General features: G+C 65.1%; 17 protein-coding genes. 10 read left to right on the top strand and 7 right to left on the bottom strand.

Annotated elements, in window-relative coordinates:
- Nucleotides 1–14 precede the first annotated feature (14 nt).
- The 6 genes from P8014_RS01205 to def form a co-directional block, all read right to left on the bottom strand.
- Nucleotides 15–1,379, bottom strand: a complete 1,365-nt coding sequence (locus tag P8014_RS01205; RefSeq protein ID WP_337815483.1) for a response regulator — start codon at nucleotides 1,377–1,379, stop codon at nucleotides 15–17.
- Nucleotides 1,376–3,592 (bottom strand): ATP-binding protein, encoded by a 2,217-nt coding sequence (locus P8014_RS01200; protein WP_337815482.1) that lies wholly within the window; start codon nucleotides 3,590–3,592, stop codon nucleotides 1,376–1,378. The genes P8014_RS01205 and P8014_RS01200 overlap by 4 nt, the downstream gene beginning before the upstream one ends.
- Nucleotides 3,577–4,155 (bottom strand): DUF4390 domain-containing protein, encoded by a 579-nt coding sequence (locus tag P8014_RS01195; protein ID WP_337815481.1) that lies wholly within the window; start codon nucleotides 4,153–4,155, stop codon nucleotides 3,577–3,579. The genes P8014_RS01200 and P8014_RS01195 overlap by 16 nt, the downstream gene beginning before the upstream one ends.
- On the bottom strand, nucleotides 4,152–5,465 hold the full coding sequence (gene rsmB / locus P8014_RS01190; protein WP_337815480.1) for a 16S rRNA (cytosine(967)-C(5))-methyltransferase RsmB: 1,314 nt from the start codon (nucleotides 5,463–5,465) through the stop codon (nucleotides 4,152–4,154). Before rsmB ends, P8014_RS01195 begins: the two co-directional genes overlap by 4 nt.
- Before the next feature lie 137 nt (nucleotides 5,466–5,602).
- Nucleotides 5,603–6,532: a methionyl-tRNA formyltransferase gene (fmt, locus tag P8014_RS01185; protein WP_337815479.1), complete on the bottom strand. Its 930-nt coding sequence runs from the start codon at nucleotides 6,530–6,532 to the stop codon at nucleotides 5,603–5,605.
- A 28-nt stretch (nucleotides 6,533–6,560) separates the two neighbouring features.
- Entirely contained in the window at nucleotides 6,561–7,094 is a 534-nt protein-coding gene (gene def, locus P8014_RS01180) for a peptide deformylase (protein ID WP_337815478.1), read from the bottom strand.
- 166 nt (nucleotides 7,095–7,260) lie between these two features.
- Between def and P8014_RS01175 the strand changes: the two genes are divergently transcribed.
- The 9 genes from P8014_RS01175 to P8014_RS01135 all read left to right on the top strand — a co-directional run bounded on the left by P8014_RS01175 (nucleotide 7,261) and on the right by P8014_RS01135 (nucleotide 16,723).
- Nucleotides 7,261–8,415, top strand: a complete 1,155-nt coding sequence (locus tag P8014_RS01175; RefSeq protein WP_337815477.1) for a LysM peptidoglycan-binding domain-containing protein — start codon at nucleotides 7,261–7,263, stop codon at nucleotides 8,413–8,415.
- A gap of 7 nt (nucleotides 8,416–8,422) precedes the next feature.
- Nucleotides 8,423–9,541, top strand: coding sequence for a DNA-processing protein DprA (gene dprA, locus P8014_RS01170; RefSeq protein WP_337815476.1), 1,119 nt, complete (start codon nucleotides 8,423–8,425; stop codon nucleotides 9,539–9,541).
- A gap of 53 nt (nucleotides 9,542–9,594) precedes the next feature.
- Nucleotides 9,595–10,071 carry a DUF494 domain-containing protein gene (locus P8014_RS01165; protein ID WP_337815475.1) on the top strand — a complete coding sequence of 159 codons (477 nt, stop codon included), beginning with the start codon at nucleotides 9,595–9,597 and terminating at the stop codon, nucleotides 10,069–10,071.
- 59 nt (nucleotides 10,072–10,130) lie between these two features.
- On the top strand, nucleotides 10,131–12,518 hold the full coding sequence (locus P8014_RS01160) for a DNA topoisomerase I (RefSeq protein WP_337815474.1): 2,388 nt from the start codon (nucleotides 10,131–10,133) through the stop codon (nucleotides 12,516–12,518).
- A 141-nt stretch (nucleotides 12,519–12,659) separates the two neighbouring features.
- Complete coding sequence (locus P8014_RS01155) at nucleotides 12,660–13,223, top strand: Sua5/YciO/YrdC/YwlC family protein (RefSeq protein WP_337815473.1); 564 nt, start codon at nucleotides 12,660–12,662, stop codon at nucleotides 13,221–13,223.
- A 2-nt stretch (nucleotides 13,224–13,225) separates the two neighbouring features.
- A complete protein-coding gene (hemF, locus tag P8014_RS01150; RefSeq protein ID WP_337815472.1) occupies nucleotides 13,226–14,137 on the top strand; it encodes an oxygen-dependent coproporphyrinogen oxidase in 912 nt (303 codons plus the stop codon).
- Nucleotides 14,138–14,167: 30 nt separating this feature from the next.
- A complete protein-coding gene (gene hemB, locus P8014_RS01145) occupies nucleotides 14,168–15,169 on the top strand; it encodes a porphobilinogen synthase (RefSeq protein ID WP_337815471.1) in 1,002 nt (333 codons plus the stop codon).
- 5 nt (nucleotides 15,170–15,174) lie between these two features.
- The gene (gene aroE, locus P8014_RS01140) at nucleotides 15,175–16,011 is read left to right on the top strand and encodes a shikimate dehydrogenase (RefSeq protein ID WP_337815570.1); all 837 of its coding nucleotides are present in this window, start codon (nucleotides 15,175–15,177) and stop codon (nucleotides 16,009–16,011) included.
- 37 nt (nucleotides 16,012–16,048) lie between these two features.
- Nucleotides 16,049–16,723: an OmpA family protein gene (locus tag P8014_RS01135; protein ID WP_337815470.1), complete on the top strand. Its 675-nt coding sequence runs from the start codon at nucleotides 16,049–16,051 to the stop codon at nucleotides 16,721–16,723.
- A 46-nt stretch (nucleotides 16,724–16,769) separates the two neighbouring features.
- Here P8014_RS01135 and gorA read toward each other — a convergent pair whose 3' ends face one another.
- Complete coding sequence (gorA, locus tag P8014_RS01130) at nucleotides 16,770–18,125, bottom strand: glutathione-disulfide reductase (protein WP_337815469.1); 1,356 nt, start codon at nucleotides 18,123–18,125, stop codon at nucleotides 16,770–16,772.
- A gap of 143 nt (nucleotides 18,126–18,268) precedes the next feature.
- Between gorA and ubiA the strand changes: the two genes are divergently transcribed.
- Nucleotides 18,269–19,177, top strand: a complete 909-nt coding sequence (gene ubiA / locus P8014_RS01125) for a 4-hydroxybenzoate octaprenyltransferase (RefSeq protein ID WP_337815468.1) — start codon at nucleotides 18,269–18,271, stop codon at nucleotides 19,175–19,177.
- The last annotated feature ends 377 nt before the right edge of the window (nucleotides 19,178–19,554 follow it).

The following is a 19,554-nucleotide window of genomic DNA, read 5'->3' as shown; positions in this document are numbered from 1 at the left end:
CTTCTACCGTCCCTTTACCCTGACCGGCGCCGTTCACGGCGCGGCTCGATACCCAGCATGCGCAGCTTGCGGTACAGGTGCGTGCGTTCCACACCGGCCTGCTCCGCGAGTCGGGAGATATTCCCCTCGGTCTCGGTCAGCCAGTGCAGCAAATACGCCCGCTCAAAGCGTTCCCTTGCCTCCTTGAGCGAGAGTTCGAACAATTCATCATAGGCCGGCGGCGCTTCGCCCAGCGCATCGTCGCCGCGCAACTTCAGGGTGCCCAGTGCGTCCTCGGCCTCGTCAGCTCCCACGTCGCCGCCGCGTCCCGTGACCAGCACCAACCGCACTAGCGAGACTAGCTCGGCCACATTGCCCGGCCAGCGATGGTGCCGCAGACGGTTCTGCGCCGCCACCGTGAACTGGCGGTAGGCAAGCCCCTCTTCGCGGTGCAGGCGGTCAGCATGATACTGCAACAGCTCGGGCACATCCTCGGCATGCTCGCGCAGCGCGGGCACATGGATATAGCCCGCCTCGAAGCGCTTGGCCAGTCCTGGGTCGAGACGACCCCGCTCGATCCAGGACGCCGGCTGCACATCGCCACCGAGCATCCCCGCCACGCGCACGTCGGAGCCTTCCGGATCGCTGGCCTCGAGCAACTCCAGCAGCGTCGCCTGCTCCGGTGGCTGCAGTTTGAGCAGATCGCCGACGAACAAAAACCCGCCCTGGGCTGCAGCAACAGGCTCTTTGAGCGCATCTGCCTGCGGGTGGTTCAATGCCCGTTCGAGCAATTGCGCCCAATGAGGTTCCCCAAGGTCGACGAAAGCGCCGCCGTGGCGGGGACTGCGGGCATGCAGATAATGCAGCAGAGTACGCCGGCCGGCGCCGCACTCGCCTCCCGCCAGCAGCCATTCGTGGCGCACCGCGTTGGCTGCCGCCTGTTCGCGCAGGCGTCGCAGTTTTCCGCTGGCGCCGACCAGCTGGGAAGCGTCGTCGCGCTGCGTCGCCACCGACGGCCGGCGCAGCGTTCTGGACGCTTCTATGCCGCGGCGCACCGTGAGCAGCAGGCGCGCCAGCGACAGCGGTTTCTCGATGTAGTCGAAAGCGCCGTGGCGCGTCGCCTCCACCGCCGTCTCGACCGTGCCATGGCCGGACATCATGATCACCGTATAGCCGAGCGGTCCCTGTGAACTCCAATGTTTGAGCAGGGTGACGCCATCCTCGTCCGACATCCAGATATCGAGCAGCACCACGTCGGGGCGCTGGCGCGAGACGGCCGTACGCGCCTGTGCGGCATTGGCCGCCGCCTCCACCGCGTAGCCCTCGTCTTCCAGAATCTCCTGCAGCAGCCGACGGATCTCCGGTTCGTCGTCGACCACAAGAATACGTTCAACGCTCATTGCACCTCCGTCGCATCAGTCGCTTCCGCCCTACCCTGCAGCGGCAGGCAAACCACGAAACGCGCTCCCCCGGACGAACTGTTCTCACCCCACACCCGTCCTCCGTGTTCCTCCACGATCTTTTTCACCACGGCCAGGCCCAAACCGCTGCCCCCCGTTTTCTCGCTGACATAGGGTTCGAAGACCCGCGCCAACAGCGCCTCCGGAATGCCCGGTCCATTATCGCTCACGCTCAGTTCCACGAACCGCTGCCGTTGATCCTGGGATGCAAACGCACGGGTGCTCAGCACGACGCGCGCCTGCGGATTGCCCTCGGCCGCCTCGATCGCGTTCTTCAGCAGATTGTGCAGCAACTGGCGCAAACGCCCCGGATCGGCGTATAGCACGCCGACGGCCGGGTCCGCCTCGAACTTGAGCTGTACCCCGGGGTGCGCCCCATAGAGTTCGAGCACGCCCTCGATCAACGCGTTCAACCCCACTTCTTCCGGCTGCATCGCCGGCGCCCGCGCATAGTCGCTGAAGGCGGACACCATCTGCTTCATCGCCTCGACCTGCTGCACAATGGTATCGGTCGAGCGCTCCAGCATCTGTGCGTCGGTCTGCGCGACACGCGGCGCGAGCTTGCGACGCAGGCGTTCCGCGGACAGCTGAATTGGCGTGAGCGGATTGCGGATCTCGTGCGCCAGGCGCCGCGCCACCTCGCCCCAGGCCGCATCGCGCTGAGCGCGGATGAGCGCCGTCATGTCGTCGAACACCAACACGTAGCCGCCGCCCGCACCGTGCTGGACGGGCAAGCGCGCACCGCGGCAGATCAGCACCTTGGGACCGGTCTCGCCGAACAGCTCCAGCTCCTGCTGCCAGGTTCCCTGACGGCCGTCGAGCCGATGCACGACCCCCCGATACAGCTGATAGAGCATCTTGCCGCGCGAACCGATATCGGCCAGCCGACGCCCGAAGAACGGGACCAGCGGCTGTTCGAGAATGAGATCCGCTGCCGGATTCGCGGTACGCAGAACCGCATTGCGGTCCAGCGTCAGCACGCCCGAGGACAAATGCTCGAGCACGGTCTGCAGGTACCCACGTTGGCGCTCGAGCTGGCGGCGGCCGCGTTCGGTCTCCTCGCGCGCGTTGGTCAGGCGCGAGGTCATCTCATTGAAGGAACGCGCCACCAGACCGAGTTCGTCCCTGCGCCCGGCTTCGAGCTTGGTCTGCAGATCACCGCCGGCTACGCGGCGGATCGCCGCGATGAGCTGTCGAATGGGACGCAGCACCCTGCGCGCCGACACAAAAGCCGCCCACAGTGCCGACAGCGCCGACAGCATCAGCACCACCGAAAGCGTGAGAATGAAGCTCTGCTTGAGCGGCACCCGCGAAAAGGACAGCTCCTGGTAACGATCGTAAGCGTCCTGGACGTTGATCGCCAGCGAACTCTGGCGCTCGGGGATGCGGTACAGTGCCTGCAGCATGTCAGGTCTGGCGGCAACGGAGGCCGTATCCGCCGGCAGCGGCACCGCAACCAGCACGCGCACCAACAACTGGTGCCCCCCGGTCGGCTCCAGCCCCGCGTAGACATGCCCGTCGGCGTACTGGCGAAGTGCATCGGGCGGCGGCAGATTGGGCACCAGCTTGGCTAGCGATTCGCTGCTGCTGGACAGAATCCGCCCGTTCGGCCCGAATACCGTCAGCTCGCTCGCCTGCAACCGCGAGCGCAGGGTGTTCAAAGTGACCGGCAGGTGCACGGCATCCATGCCGATGAGCGTTTCCGCGCCATGCTGCGTCTGGCGCAGATAGTCGCGCATGCGATAGTCCAGCGCGGAACGTCCCAGCTCCAGCGCGTCGCCCAGCGCCTGCTCGACGCGCACGTTGAACCAGCTGTCGATGCCGTGATCGAGAAAACGGATGGAAAAGACGTAAACCACGAACACCGGGACAAGCGCAAGCAGCACGAAGATCCCCGCCAGGCGAAGAGTCAGGCGCGCACCCGGCTCGCGGCGCAGCCCGCGGCGTACGATCTCGAATACATTGACCGCGATCAACGCCGCCAGCAACAGCAGCACCAATGTGTTGAACAGCAGCAGCCAAATGTAGTGATCGCTGAAGCGCTGGGAGTTCTGCACCGCGTCCGACATGGCGAGCACCGACCCCAGCGTGAGCAGGATCAGCGCCGCCACCGGCCATACGCGCACGGACAGCCGTTTCAGCGGAAGTCGCATCGGTACCAGGGACTCGAGGGATGCCAAGCGGTGTTGAAAAAGGCGCGCACCCGCAGCGGAAGGGGGAAATCAGCCGTATCCACGCGCAAGCGCACGTCGGTCACCACCGCGCCACTCTTGGGCATCAGGCTCTGATCGAGCACCGGAAAGCCCTGCACCCGGTCGATCATGTTCAGCGCATCGCTGAGCCGGGCGTAGCTGTAGCTCACGCCGGTATTGATGTTGTCCACCAGATAACGGCGTGAAAGCGGGTGATAGCGCAAGCGGTAGCGCTGGCTGAGCGTGGCCACGGTGTCGTCGAACCACCACCAGGCGCCCGGGCGCGACACGCGGACATCGTAGATCAGCAACAGACTGACGCCGTTGTTCAGCGCGTCGCGCAGCTTGTCGTCGAACCTCGTCTCGGCCCGGGCATCGAGGTAATAGACCAGGTTCCGCTTGTAGACGTGCGCCGACAGGATCTGGAAATCAGGCCCCGGCGCGGCCTCGGCCTGCGCGAGCCCACCCGCCGCCAGGCTCAGCATCAACCCGAACAGCCACCGGCCGAGCGTCTTCGCGCTCACGCTTCGCCCTTGCCCAGACAGGCGTAGTAGAAGCCGTCCATTCCATCCTCTCCCGGCAGGATCTGGCGCCCGTGGCTGTCCGCCTGCCCCCAGGGCACCTCGATCGGGAACTCCCTGGCATCGTCGCGGCGCTGCAGGAAGCGTTCGATGTTCAACGCGTTTTCAGTGCGCAGGATAGAACAGGTCGCATACACAAGCCTACCGCCGGGGGCCAGAACGCTCCAGGCCACGTCCAGCAGCGCCTGCTGACGTCGGGTCAAGTCCTCGATGTCCTCCGCCCGCCGCAGACTCTTGATGTCCGGATGGCGGCGGATCACGCCCGTCGCCGAACACGGCGCATCCAGCAGAATGCGGTCGAACGGCCGCCCGTCCCACCAATCCTCCGGTTTCGCCAAGTCGGCCGTCGCCAGACATGCCGACAACCCGAGACGGGACAGCGTCTCCTCCACTCTGCGCATCCGCGCCGGGTCCACCTCCACCGCGGTCAGTTCAACCTCGCCGCGCGCATGCTCCAGAATGTGCGCGGTCTTGCCTCCCGGTGCGGCGCAGGCATCCAGCACGCGCTGGCCGGCATCCACCGCTAGCAACCCCACGGCAAGCTGCGCGGCAGCGTCCTGCACCGACACATCGCCAGCCGCGAAGCCCGGTAACTGCATCACGTCTGCCGGTTCATCCAACACCAATGCGTCAGCGCCATGACGCGCCGGATGCGCCGCCAGCCCCGCCTCCACCAAGCGCTCGCAATAGGCCAACCGCGTCGTACGCATGGCATTCACCCGCAGCGTCATGGGCGCACGCGCGTTGTTGGCCTCAAGAATCCGTTGCCAGTCCTGCGGCCAATCGCTGTGCAGGCGCCGAATCAGCCAGTCCGGGTGCGCATAGCGCGCAACCTCATCGGACTCGACCAACGCGGCAAGTTCCTCCTCGCGCCGCCGCGCATTGCGCAGCACCGCATTGACCAGCTTCGCCGCCCACGGTCGCTTGAAGCCGCGCGCCACGCGCACCGCTTCGCTGACCACGGCGTAATCCGGCGTGCGCAGAAAGAACAGCTCGTACAGCCCCACCTGCAGTAGTGCGCCAACCACCGCGTCGCGTCGGCGCAGGGGCTGGGTCAACAACAGTTGCAGCCAGGCGTCCAGGCGCGGAGCGTAACGCAGGCTGCCGTAGCACAGCTCGCGCAGCAACGCGCGTGAGCCTCCTTCATCGAGATGCTGTTCGGCCGCCGGCAGGGCGGAACTCAGCGAACGCCCCTGGCCGCGCACCTCGTACACGACCTGTGCGGCCAGGGCTCTGACATCCGGCTTAGCCATTCAGCGGCATCCTCTGCGGCCACGACGAGGCCAACGATTCACGGCGGGGGGAGCTGACGAAACGCGCACACCGGCACCGCCCGACCGTCCGCGTCGATTCACTCATCATGCGCCGGGCGCCCGTTCGGCAACCGGCCTCAATTCGGCAAAGGCTCGCGCCCCAGGCTGCGGCCGTTGACGAACTCGGCAGCCGACTGCGCGCGCCGACCGGCCACCTGCAGACGCAGCACGCGCAGCACGCCGTCGCCGGTCGCGATGTCGATGCCTTCGCGGGTCTCCGCCATCGGCGTGCCGGGCGGCACCGTCGCCACCTGATCCGTCACCCTCGCCTCGAGCAGCTTCAGCGGCTGTCCCTGGAAGCGGGTCTCCGCCACCGGCCAGGGATTGAAGGCCTGGACCTGGCGCGCGATCTGCACCGCCGGCAGCGACCAGTCGATGGCCGCCTCGTCCTTGGACAGCTTGCGCGCATAGGAGGCCCGCGCCTCGTCCTGCGGTTCGCCGCGCAGCGTTCCGGCATCCAGCGCCGGCAATGCCTCCAACAGCGCCTCCGCGCCAAGCCGGGCAAGCCGGTCGTGCACAGTGCCGGCCGTGTCCTCGGAAGTAATCGGCGTCCGGCTACAGGACAACATCGCGCCGGTATCCAGGCCTTCATCCATCTGCATGATGGTCACGCCGGTCTGCGCATCGCCCGCAAGCACGGCGCGCTGGATCGGCGCCGCGCCGCGCCAGCGCGGCAACAGGGAAGCATGGATATTGACGCAGCCCAGACGTGGAACGGCCAGCACTTCGGCCGGCAGGATCAGGCCATAGGCCGCCACCACCATCAGGTCCGGCGCCAGGGCGCGCAGTTGCGCCTGAGCCTCGGCGTCACGCAGAGTCTGGGGCTGGCGCACCTCGATATCCAGTGCCGTCGCCGCCTCCTTGACCGGGCTCGGGCGCAGCTTGCGCCCGCGCCCGGCGGGGCGATCGGGCTGAGTGTAGACCGCCACCACGCGGTGCCCGGCTTCGACCAGCGCACGCAGTGCCGGCACGGCGAACTCCGGCGTGCCGGCATATACGATATTCAAGGGCTATCTCCAGAACCAGAACATGTCTTCAGATCGCCGGCGTCGTACCGCGCGTCGGCAGGTTGCCCAGCCGCGTCTGCTTCTCGAGCTTGGAGCGAATCCGCGAACGTTTGAGCGGCGAGAGATAGTCCACGAAAAGCTTGCCGTCGAGGTGATCCATTTCATGCTGAATGCATACGGCAAGCAGGCCGTCGGCGTCCATTTCGAACGCTTCACCCTGCTCGTTCAGGGCACGCACCCTGACACGCTCCGCCCGGCGCACCGTTTCGTAATAACCCGGGACCGACAGGCAACCTTCCTCCATCTCCTCCTCGCCGTCGCTGGTGACCAGCTCCGGATTGATCAGGCACAGAGGCTGATCCTGATCGGACGAAACGTCGATCACGATGATGCGCTGGTGGATGTTGACCTGAGTCGCCGCCAGGCCGATGCCGGGCGCCGCGTACATGGTTTCAAACATGTCGCGCACGATGCCGCGGATGCCATCGTCGACTTCGGATACGGACACGGCCTTGGTACGCAGCCGCGTATCGGGAAAATGTAGTACTTCGAGAAGAGCCATACCTTTGATACAGTCCGGATTAATTTGTGCAGTCTCGAATGAATCTCTGCTAAAGTAATGATCAGGCTACGCTTAGTCGACTCGTTTTATGCCTCGACATAGCGGCTAAGAACCATACAGATTGTGTGACCCGACACGAACAAGAATGGCTCCAAGGGGAACCCGAATGCCGGCCCTGCGCACCCGCTCACACGCCATCGTTTCGGCCTCTGCCGTCATTGTAACGCTTCTCGTTGCCGGTTGCGCCAGCCAGCGCCAGCCGATGCCCGAGATCGCTCCTCCGCCCGCACCGGCACCGCGGGCGACTCCGGCACCCGCGGCCCCCAAGCCGGTCCGGGTCGAAGTCAGGCCCACGGCCCCGACGCGTTACGTGGTGCAGAAGGGCGATACCCTGTGGGACCTCTCCAAACGCTTCCTGTACAACCCGTGGAGCTGGCCGGAAATCTGGTATGCCAACCCCCAGATCAAGAACCCTCACTGGATCTATCCCGGTGACGTGCTGACGCTGTACTACGTCAACGGCCAGCCGCGTGTTTCAGTCACCGGCGGACCGCGCGTGACCGGCATCTCGACCATCGTGCTCAAGCCCGGCGTGCAGTACGAAAAGCTGCCCAGCGCCGAGCATCCGATCCCGATCCAGACCATCCGCCCTTTCCTGATCCATCCGCGCGTCGTGCCGGTCGAGCAGATGCTCAAGGCGCCGCACGTGGTAGGCTCCAGCGAGGACCGAATCCTATTCGGCAACGGCGATCAGGTCTATGTGCGTGGCCTGCCGGCCAAGCCCAAGTCCTCGGTCTACAGCCTCTACCGCCCCGGCGCCGTGCTGCGTTCGCCCAAGACCGGCAGGATCATCGCACATGAGGTGACCTACCTCGGCGACATCCGCATCATTCACGATGGTCCGGTCGCCACCGGCGTACTGGAAAAGGTCACCCGCGCCGTCCATCCGGGCGACCGCTTGTTGCCTTACGCTAAGAAGGACCTCAACTACACCTTCATGCCGCAGGCACCGAAGGTGAAGCTCGACGGCCAGATCATCTCGCTGTTCAACGCGATCAGCATGGTCGCGCAATACCAGGTCGTCGTGCTCGACATCGGCACCCAGCAGGGCGTGCGCAAGGGCGACGTGGTGGCGCTCGAGCAACATGGCCGCCTAATTCAGGACGACAACGCTTCGCCCGGCGAATCGCGCAGCGTTCGCCTGCCCAATTCCCGCTCCGGCGTGGCCATGGTCTTCCGCGCCTTCGATCACATCAGCTACGCCCTGGTGATGTCCTCCATTCGTCCCATCGAGATCGGGGACGTCGCCACCAATCCCTGACGCGCCGTTGCCGACGCCGCCGCAAGACGACTCGCTTCGAGCCTGGCTGCGCATCCATCGCACGCCAGGCGTCGGCATTCGCGCCGTCGGCCAGCTGCTCAGCGCCTTCGGCTCCGTACAGACCGCTCTGACGGCCTCTCAGACCAGCCTGCGAGCCGCGGGACTCAGCGAGGCCGCCAGCCAGGCGCTTGCCAATAACCGGAATCTCGACGTTCAGGCCGAACTCGCCTGGGCCGAACAGCCACAGCGCCACATCATCCCCTGCGACAGTTCCGCCTACCCTCAACGGCTTGCCGAACTCAACGACGCACCGGTCCTGCTCTACGCTGCAGGCGACGTCGAGCTGCTTCGGCACCCCCAGCTGGCCATTGTCGGCAGCCGTCACCCAACCCCCGGTGGACGCGAAAACGCCTACCGCTTCGCTCATCACCTCGCCTCAGCCGGACTGGGCATCACCAGTGGCCTTGCCCTCGGCATCGACGGCGCAGCGCATGAAGGCGCACTCGATGCCGAGGGCATCACCATCGCCGTGGCCGCAACCGGGCTCGATCGCGTCTATCCGGCCAGGCACCACGCCCTGGCCGAACGCATCGTGGCCGAAGGTTTGATGATTTCGGAAAGTCCTCTAGGAACCTCCATCAACAGGGGCGCCTTCCCGCGCCGCAACCGTCTGATCAGCGGCCTAGCACGTGGTGTGCTGGTGGTCGAGGCTGCGCGTCAGAGCGGTTCGCTGGTCACCGCCCGGCTTGGCGCCGAACAGGGCCGCGAGGTTTTCGCCATCCCCGGCTCCATCCACAACCCCATGGCCCGCGGCTGCCATCATCTCATTAGAGAAGGAGCCAAACTGGTCGAGACCGCCGACGACATTCTCGCCGAACTGGACCTGCGTGACACGCCGGCGCCCTATGGATCACCGCCAGCCAAATTGGGCGCAGACACTAACGGGGCGCTGGATGGCGCCCACCGAGAACTGCTCGAAGCCATGGGTTACGACCCTGTTTCCGTCGACCTTCTGGTCGAGCGCCTTGGATTGACCCCGGAGGCCGTTTCCTCCATGCTGCTGATCCTCGAACTCAAGGGCTCGGTGGCTACCGTCGACGGCGGGCGCTACCAGCGAACCCCTTGACCGCGCCCTCCGGAGCCATGGGCGCTCCGGGCTCTACTGTTTTTGGATGATCGATGAAAGAATCCGTATTGGACGTCCTCATGTACCTCTTCGAGCACTATGTCGACGAGGACATGGAAGACCTCGAACCGGATCGCGAACAACTTGAAATTCGTCTGCTCGATGCCGGCTTTCCGACCACAGAGATCGATCGAGCCTTCGATTGGCTGGACGGTTTGGTCGAACAGGGCAGCGCGCTGGCGAACACGGGCACGAATGCCTCATTGCGGTTGTATACGCAGGCCGAAATGACACGAATGGACAGTGAACTGCGCGGTTTTCTGCTATTTCTGGAGCAGGGAGGCATCCTCACTCCCACCACCCGCGAACTGGTCATCGATCGCGTGATGGCGCTGAACGAGGAGGAAATCGACCTCGAACAGCTCAAATGGGTGGTGCTGATGGTGCTGTTCAACCAGCCCGATAGGGAACTCGCCTATTCCGAGTTGGAAGACCTTGTGTTCGAGGAAACGCCCCCTTATCTGCATTGAATGCTGCGCGGTCCTTCCGGCTCGCCCGATCAAGTCATTCGTTTTGAATAGTAGGTGCCATGGGTAACAAACTGGTCATCGTCGAATCGCCGGCCAAGGCCAAAACGATCAAGAAATACCTCGGCAAGGACTTCGAAGTCATGGCCTCGTACGGTCATGTCCGCGATCTGGTGCCCAAGGAAGGCGCGGTCGATCCCGAGCACGGCTTCGACATGAACTACGAAGTCATTCCGCGCAACCAGAAACACGTGGACGCCATCGTCAAGGCGCTCAAGAAAGCCGACGCGCTCTACCTCGCGACCGACCCCGATCGCGAGGGCGAAGCCATCTCGTGGCATCTGTATGAAATCCTGCGCGAGCATGAGCTTCTGAAGGACCGCACGGTGCATCGCGTGGTGTTCTACGAGATCACCAAGCAGGCGGTGAACGAAGCCGTCAGCAATCCGCGCGAACTGTCCACCGACCTGATCAATGCCCAGCAGGCCCGGCGCGCACTGGACTATCTGGTCGGCTTCAATCTCTCACCGCTGCTGTGGCGCAAAATCCGCCGCGGTTTGTCCGCAGGGCGCGTGCAAAGCCCCGCCCTGCGCATGATCGTCGAGCGTGAAGAGGAAATCGAACGCTTCGTCAGACGCGAATACTGGACGGTCGACGCCCAAAACGCCAAGAACGGAACGCCGTTCAAGGCACGCCTGACGTACTACGCCGGCAAGAAACTTGAACAGTTCGACCTCGACAGCGAGACCGGCGCCGAGGATGCCCGCCGCACCCTGCTGGAGGCAGCGCAGGGCACCCTCACAGTGCGCAAGCTGGAACAGAAACAACGCAAGCGCAATCCCGCCGCACCGTTCACCACTTCCACCCTGCAGCAGGAAGCCGCGCGCAAACTCGGCTTCAGCACTCGCCGCACCATGCAGGTCGCGCAGGAGCTGTACGAGGGCATCGACCTGGGCGCCGGCCCCATCGGGCTGATCACCTACATGCGTACCGATTCGGTCAACCTGGCCGCCGAAGCGATCACCGAACTGCGCGAACTGATCGGCCAGCGTTACGGCACGGACAAGCTACCGGCACAGCCGCAGAGCTACAAGACCAAGTCGAAGAACGCCCAAGAAGCGCACGAAGCCATCCGTCCGACCTCGGCAATGCGCCTGCCCGACGAACTGCGCGGCCACCTCAGCCACGACCAGACGCGACTCTACGATCTGATCTGGAAGCGCACCGTCGCCTGCCAGATGATCCACGCCACCCTGGACACCGTCGCCGCCGACCTCGAGGCCGGCCAGGGCGGCAACCACCTGTTCCGGGCCAACGGCTCGGCCCTGCGCGATCCCGGCTTCATGCTGGTTTATCGCGAAGGCATCGACGATGCGGAACAGGAGAGCGACGACCGCCTGCTGCCGCCGCTGGAACAGGGCGAACGCGTCGAACTCCGCGACGTCCTGGCCGAGCAGCATTTCACCGAACCGCCGCCCCGCTACAGCGAGGCCAGCCTGGTCAAGGCGCTGGAGGAATACGGCATCGGCCGCCCCTCCACCTACGCCTCGATCATCTCCACCCTGCTCGCGCGCGAGTACGTCGAACTCGAAAGCCGGCGATTCACACCCACCGATGTGGGCCGCGTGGTGAACCGCTTCCTGACCCAGTACTTCAGCCAGTACGTCGACTACGACTTCACCGCCCGGCTGGAGGACGAACTCGACGAGATCTCACGCGGCGAAAAGGACTGGGTGCCAGTCATGCGCGAGTTCTGGGAACCCTTCCACGAACTCATCGATGAGCGCGCCCGCACCGTGACGCGCGAGGAAGCCGTACAGGCCCGCGAACTGGGCACAGAGCCGAAGAGCGGCAAACCGATCAGCGTACGCATGGGCCGCTACGGGCCCTATGTTCAGATCGGCACGCGCGAGGACGAAGACAAGCCGCGTTTCGCCGGCCTGCGGCCTGGCCAGAAAATGGACAGCATCACGCTCGAGGAAGCCCTCAAACTGTTCGATCTGCCCCGGCAACTGGGTACCACCCCCGCCGGCGACGAGGTCAGCACCAACATCGGGCGCTTCGGCCCCTACGTGAAATACGGTTCGAAGTACGTCTCCCTGAGTGGCGACGACGACCCGTACACCATCACCCTCGAACGCTCCCTGGAACTCATCGAAGAAAAGAAGCGCATCGAGGCCGAACGCATCATCCATCAGTTCGAGCGTGAGGACGGCGGCAAGGTCGAGGTCCTGCGAGGCCGCTACGGGCCGTACATTACCGACGGCGAACGCAACGCCCGCATCCCCAAGGACGTCGAACCCGAAACGCTCGACCTCGAAACCTGCGAGAAGCTCCTGGCGGAAGCTCCGCCCAAGAAGGCCCGCCGCGGTTCTGCCAAGAGCGCGGCAGCGAAGCGCAGCACGGGCAAACGGGCTTCCGCGACCAAGAAAAAGGCCAAGTCCGACTGAACAACGCCGCGCGCTTTGCGCGGCGCCCAGTATCGGGCGCGGGCAGGCAACGCAGCAAGCAATCCCCGACACATCGAGCGCCCAGACGCGGCAAGAGGATGGAATCCGCCTCGCGCGCCTGGATACTCGAACCGACGAAACATGGACACCGCTGAAGAAACCGCAGTCCTGGATGCCGCCCGAATCCTCCGCGCCGGCGGCCTGATCGCCTATCCCACCGAGGCCGTGTTCGGTCTGGGCTGCGACCCGCACAACGAAGCCGCGCTCGCGCGCCTGCTCTCGCTCAAGGACCGCCCCCAGGAAAAGGGCCTGATTCTGATCGCCGCCGACGAGGGGCAACTCGAACCCTGGGTCGAAGCACTGCCCGCCGACTCCGCCGCGCGCGTGCGGTCCAGCTGGCCCGGACCGGTGACCTGGCTGATTCCGGCACGTCCCGGCGTCGCCACCCTGCTACGAGGCGCGCACACCAGCCTCGCCGTACGCGTGACCGCCCACCCGCTGGCCGCTGCGCTGGCACGGGCCTTCGGCGGCGCTCTGGTGTCGACCAGCGCCAACCCGAGTGGCGAACCACCGGCGCGGGAAATCGCGGCGCTGCGTGTCCGCTTCGGCAACGCCATCGACTACTATCTGGCGGGACCGCTCGGCGGCCGCGAACGGCCAAGCGAAATCCGCGACGCGCTGACCGGGGAAATCCTGAGGAATTGAAGATGCCCAACATCGCCGCCGTCGAAACGGCGCTCACCCGACTGCAGCACGACATCTGCGCCGCCCTGGAAACCGCGGACGGCTCGGCGCGCTTTCACATTGACGACTGGTCGCGCGCCGAAGGCGGCGGAGGCAGCACCCGCGTGCTTGCCGACGGCAGCGTGTTCGAACAGGCCGGCGTCAATTTTTCGCATGTGCACGGCAAAGCGCTGCCGCCCTCGGCCAGCGCCGCACGTCCCCAACTGGCCGGACGCAGCTTTCGCGCGCTCGGCGTGTCTCTGGTGGTACACCCGCGCAATCCCTTCGTCCCCACCTCGCACGCCAACGTACGCTTCTTCATCGCCGAACATCCCGACGAGGCCCCGGTCTGGTGGTTCGGCGGCGGCTTCGACCTCACGCCGTACTACGGCTTCGACGAAGACTGCGTGCACTGGCACCGCTGCGCCAAGGCCGCCTGCGATCCCTACGGGGTCGACCTCTACTCGCGCTTCAAAGCCTGGTGCGACGAATACTTCTTCCTTTCGCATCGCAACGAACCGCGAGGCATCGGCGGACTGTTCTTCGACGATCACAGCAGCGGCGACTTCGACCATGACCTCGCCTTCATCGACGCCGTCGGACGCGCCTATCTGAACGCCTACCTACCGATCGTCGAACGCCGCCGCGACACGCCCTACGGTGAACGCGAGCGCGAGTTCCAGTGCCTGCGCCGCGGACGCTACGTGGAGTTCAACCTAGTCTACGACCGCGGCACCCTGTTCGGCCTGCAGTCCGGCGGACGCACCGATTCCATCCTCATGTCGTTGCCACCGCAGGTCGCCTGGCGCTACGCCTGGCACCCCGAACCCGGCAGCGCGGAGGAACGTCTATACACCCATTATCTCAAACCACACGACTGGCTGGCTTCGGCCTGAACAGCCGGTTAGAGCAGGAGACCCAAGAACATGCAATACGCTTCCTACCCACACAACCGCCCCCGCCGCATGCGCCGTGACGAATTTTCGCGCCGCCTCATGCGCGAGCATGTGCTCACCCCCGCCGATTTCATCTATCCGGTGTTCGTGCACGAGGGCAAGACCTCCGAACCCATACCCAGCATGCCCGGCATCAACCGCCTGAGCCTGGATGACCTGCTGCGCGAGGGTGAAACGCTGCTCGAACTCGGCGTACCGGCGCTGGACCTGTTTCCCGTGGTCCCGAGCGCAGCCAAGGACCTGCAGGCGAACGAGGCCTACAATCCGGACGGTCTGGTGCAACGCGCAATTCGCGCGCTCAAGCGCGAACTGCCGGAACTCGGCGTGATCACCGACGTCGCCCTCGATCCGTACACGGTGCACGGTCAAGACGGCCTGATCGACGACGAAGGCTACGTCATGAACGAAGCAACCGTGGAGGTACTGGTGCGCCAGTCGCTGTCACACGCCGAAGCCGGCGTCGACGTCGTCTCACCCTCCGACATGATGGACGGACGCATCGGCCGCATACGCAGTGCCCTGGAAGACGCAGGCCACATCCACACGCGTATTCTCGCCTACTCGGCCAAGTACGCCTCGGCCTTCTACGGGCCGTTCCGCGACGCCATCGGCTCGGCCGGCAACCTAGGCAAAAGCAACAAGTTCACCTACCAGATGGACCCGGCCAACAGCGACGAAGCCATGCGCGAAACCGCGCTGGACATCGCCGAAGGCGCCGACATGGTGATGGTCAAGCCCGGCCTGCCCTATCTCGACATCCTCTACCGCGTGAAGCAGGAACTGCGCATGCCGACCTTCGTCTACCACGTCAGCGGCGAATACGCGATGCTTGCAGCGGCAGGGCGCAACGGCTGGCTGGACGAGCGCGCCTGCGCGCTCGAGGCGCTGATGAGCATGAAGCGCGCGGGTGCCGACGGCATCCTCACCTACTACGCCAAACAGGCCGCCACCTGGCTGCGCGAAACACAGTGAGTACGATGAACCGCTATGCCGTCATGGGCAATCCGGTCTCGCACAGCCTGTCGCCGGCCATTCACGCCCTGTTCGCCGAACAGACGGGCCAGACGCTCGAGTACGACGCCGTCCTCGTACCGCTCGACGGCCTCGCCAAGGCGATCGCAGGCTTTCGCGCCGCCGGCGGACTCGGCCTCAACATCACGGTGCCGTTCAAACAGGAGGCCTACACGCTCGCCGACCGACTCACGCCCCGTGCCCAGCGGGCAGGTGCGGTCAACACCCTGTGCCTGAAGCCTGGCGAACCCGTGCTGGGCGACACCACCGACGGCGCAGGCCTGCTCGCCGACCTGCAGCAGAATCTGGGCCTGAACCTTGCCGGACGCCGCGTGCTGGTGCTTGGCGCCGGCGGCGCCGCGCGCGGCGTGCTGCAACCACTGCTCGAGGCCGGCCCGGAAACGCTGGTGATCGCCAACCGCACCGCTCACCGTGCCGAACAGCTGGCGGAAATCTTCACCGGCTGCGGCCCGGTCAGAGGCATTGGACTGGACGCGCTGGGTCATGAAGCGGCCTTCGACATACTGATCAACGCCACCTCGGCCAGTCTTGGCGGCGAGACGCTGGAATTGCCCGCGCACCTCTCCGCGCAGGGCGCAGTGGCCTATGACATGATGTACGGCGCACGCTCCACGCCATTTCTGCAATGGGCCTCGGAGCACTGCGCTGGCCTGCGTGCGGACGGGCTCGGCATGCTGGTCGAACAGGCCGCCGAATCCTTCCTGCTGTGGCGCGGCGTACGGCCTCTGACGGCTCCGGTCGTCACCCGCTTGCGCGCGCAGCTCGCAGCGACCTATTCTTGACGGGCCTGCGACAAGCCCAATATCCGGAGACACATTGATGAAGTTGCGTCGTTTCGCATTGCTCCCGGCAATCACTCTGAGCGTCAGCCTGATCGGCTGCACCACCAACCCATACACCGGCCAGGAGGAAGTCAGCCGTTCCGCAATCGGCGCCGGCATCGGCGCGGTCGCAGGCGCGGTCCTCGGCAACGCCACAGGCGGTGACCACCAGCGGCGCAACCGGCTCGTGGGCGCGACGCTCGGCGCCCTGGCCGGCGGTTCGGTGGGCTACTACATGGACCGCCAGCAGGCCGAGTTGCACCAGCAGCTGCAGGGCACCGGCGTCAGCGTCACCCGCAGCGGCAACAACATCATCCTCAACATGCCGGGTGACGTGACCTTCGCCACCAACCAATATCAGGTCGAATCGCGCTTCTTCCCGGTGCTCAACTCGGTCGCCAAGGTGCTCACGCACTACGACAAGACGCTGGTCGACGTCGCCGGCTATACCGACAGCACCGGCACGGCGAGCTACAACCTGCAGCTCTCGCGCAAACGCGCCGAGTCGGTGGCCAACTATATGGTTGCCCAGGGCGTACAGGCGATGCGCATCCAGGCCACCGGCTACGGCGAGAACAATCCCGTCGCCAGCAATGCCACCGCGTCCGGAAGAGCCATGAACCGCCGCGTGACCATCACGCTGAGCCCGGTCACCCAATCCAGCGGCGGCTGAGCATCATCCGGCCTGCCGCGGGACTCGCCCCGCGGCAGGCCGACCCTCAACGCAGCGTCACCAATTCCTCCGCGCTGGTCGGATGGATGGCCACGGTGTCGTCCAGATCCTTCTTGGTGGCCCCCATGCGCAGCGCGACCGCAAAGCCCTGCAGCATCTCGTCGGCGCCGTCGCCGATGACGTGTACGCCGACCAGCTTCTCCTTCGCTCCGACCGTCACCAGTTTTACCGCGGTTTTCACCTTGCGCTCGGTGGCTGCGTGATACATCGGCGTGAACGAGGTCTGATAGACCTTCACCGCGCTGCCGTGCGCCTCGCGCGCCTCATCCTCGCTCAACCCCACGGTGCCTATCGGGGGATGACTGAAGACAACCGTGGGAATGTTCTCGTAGCTCAGGTGCCGGTCCGGCTGCCCGCCGTACAGCCGGTCGGCCAAGCGCCGCCCGGCGGCGATCGCAACCGGCGTGAGTTCCGCCCGCCCGGTCACGTCGCCGATCGCATACACGCCCGCGACGTTGGTGTTCTGATGCGCGTCGGCCACCACGTAGCCCGCCTCGTCCAGGATCACGCCCGTGGATTCGAGATTGAGCCCATCGACCGCCGGCCGTCGGCCGATGGCCCAGATCACCGTATCGAAATCGCCGCGGTCGTGGCCCTGCTCGCAATAGACGCCCAGGGTACCGTCGTCCGCGCGACGCACCTCCGCCACCTGCGTGCGCGGAAAGATGTTCACGCCATCGTCCAGCATCGCCTCGGTCAGATGCTCGCGCAGCAGACTGTCGAAACGGCGCAGCAGATGCTCGCCACGCAGGAACAGGCTCACCTCCGAGCCCAGTGCGTTGAGCACCCCGGCAAGCTCCACCGCGATATAACCGGCTCCCACCACCGCCACGCGTTCGGGCAGCGACTCCAGTTGGAAAAAGCCGTCCGACGTAATCCCCAACTCCGCCCCGGGGATCGTCGGCAGCACGGGTTCGCCTCCGGTCGCGACGACAATGTGATCGGCCGTATACGTCTTGCCGTCGACCTCGATACGGTGCGCGTCGAGAAAACGCGCATGGCCCTTCAGAACGGTGACGTCCGAATCGCCCAGATAGGTGTGATACCACGCGTTGATACCGCTGACGTAGGCATCGCGCTTGGTCTTGAGCGTTGCCCAATCGAAACCGCCGCGGGTGACCTCGAAGCCGTAATCACGCGCATCGTCCAGCGCATGGGACAGCTGCGCGCCGAACCACATCACCTTCTTCGGCACGCAGCCCACATTGACGCAGGTGCCGCCCAGGCGTCGCGCCTCGACCACCGCGCAGCGTGCGCCATAGCCCGCGGCACGTTCGGCTACCGACAGGCCACCGCTGCCTGCACCGATGGCGATAAGATCGAAATGCTGTTCGGACGACATACACACTCCCATGCTGCAAATACGTTTGGACGGAAAGCTCCGCCCGGTTCGAGGCGAAGGCCGCACTTTACGCCTAGCCGCAGATCCGGGCCACCGCCGGCCGGCTTGATTTTGCGTCCCCCCTGGTGCGAAAGTCCTGCGCCATGACCACATCCAAGACCTCATTTGCCGACACCCAATGGCCACACATCCGCGAACGGCTGTGGCAATACGCCCTGCTCACCCGGGCCCACCGCCCCATCGGCGCGCTGCTGCTGCTCTGGCCGATGCTGTGGGTACTATGGATCGCCGCCGACGGTCGCCCCAACATCGGCGTCCTGATCGTCTTCCTGCTCGGCACCTGGATCATGCGTTCGGCCGGCTGCGCCATCAACGACTTCGCCGACCGCAAGGTCGATCCTCACGTGGCCCGCACCACCGAGCGGCCGCTGGCCGCCGGGCGCATCAAACCACGCGAGGCGGTCTGGGTCTTCGTCGTATTGAGTCTGCTCGCCTTCGCCCTGGTCCTGACCCAGAACCGGCTCACCATTCTGCTGTCCTTTGCCGGCGTCGCGCTCGCCGCCAGCTATCCCTTCATGAAGCGCTTCCACCATTTGCCGCAGGTACATCTGGGTGCGGCCTTCGGCTGGGCCGTGCCAATGGCCTGGACGGCGCAAACGGGCCAGCTACCCTCCCCCCTGGCCTGGCTGGTCTTCCTCGCCGCAGTGGTCTGGGCCACCATCTACGACACGCAGTACGCCATGGTCGACCGCGAGGACGATCTCAAGATCGGGGTCAAATCGACCGCCATCCTGTTCGGCGACGCCGACCGGATGATCATAGGCATCCTGCAGGTGCTGATGCTGCTAGCGCTGCTGCTGATCGGCGTCAACGCCGGCCTCGGATGGCCCTATTTCCTCTCGCTGGTCGTCGGTGCCGGCATGTTCGGCTATCAGCAGATGCTCACTGCCTATCGGGTACCCGAGTTCTGCTTTCGTGCCTTCATGAACAACAACTGGTTCGGGGCGGTGATTTTTGCCGGAATCGTGTTGAGTTACCTGTTGCGTGGCTGAGAAGCTGAGGTTGGTTTTTTGCGGATGTGGATCGCGCATTCGTTAGCAACCAAGGCGTTATTCTGGCGCGAGTCGAGGTATGTCGTTTCTGTTGGTGACTCGGTGGGAGTTTTTCCTGTTTTTGGCGCTGAGGCACGTTTCGGGCGCGAATCAGCGTTTCCAGTATTGATCCTACTTTGGGTGACGCGTCCGAGCCGATTTGTTCGGCGCATCCCTGCGCCTTACCCCTTCGGGGCTAGCACGAAAAATCGCTCCCGGCGATTTTTTCTTTGAATGCGCAAAGAAACCGGCGAAAGAAACGCACCCCCAGGATCGCTTGTCCCTACGGGCAACCTCGCGAACGCACCCCTGAACGGGGCCCGCAGTCATTCGCCGTC

The organism is Acidihalobacter sp. (genome assembly GCF_037381185.1).
In the GTDB taxonomy this organism is placed as follows: domain Bacteria; phylum Pseudomonadota; class Gammaproteobacteria; order DSM-5130; family Acidihalobacteraceae; genus Acidihalobacter_A.
The sequence above is the reverse complement of the archived record's forward strand: the minus strand, read 5'-3'. Positions and strand labels throughout refer to the sequence as shown.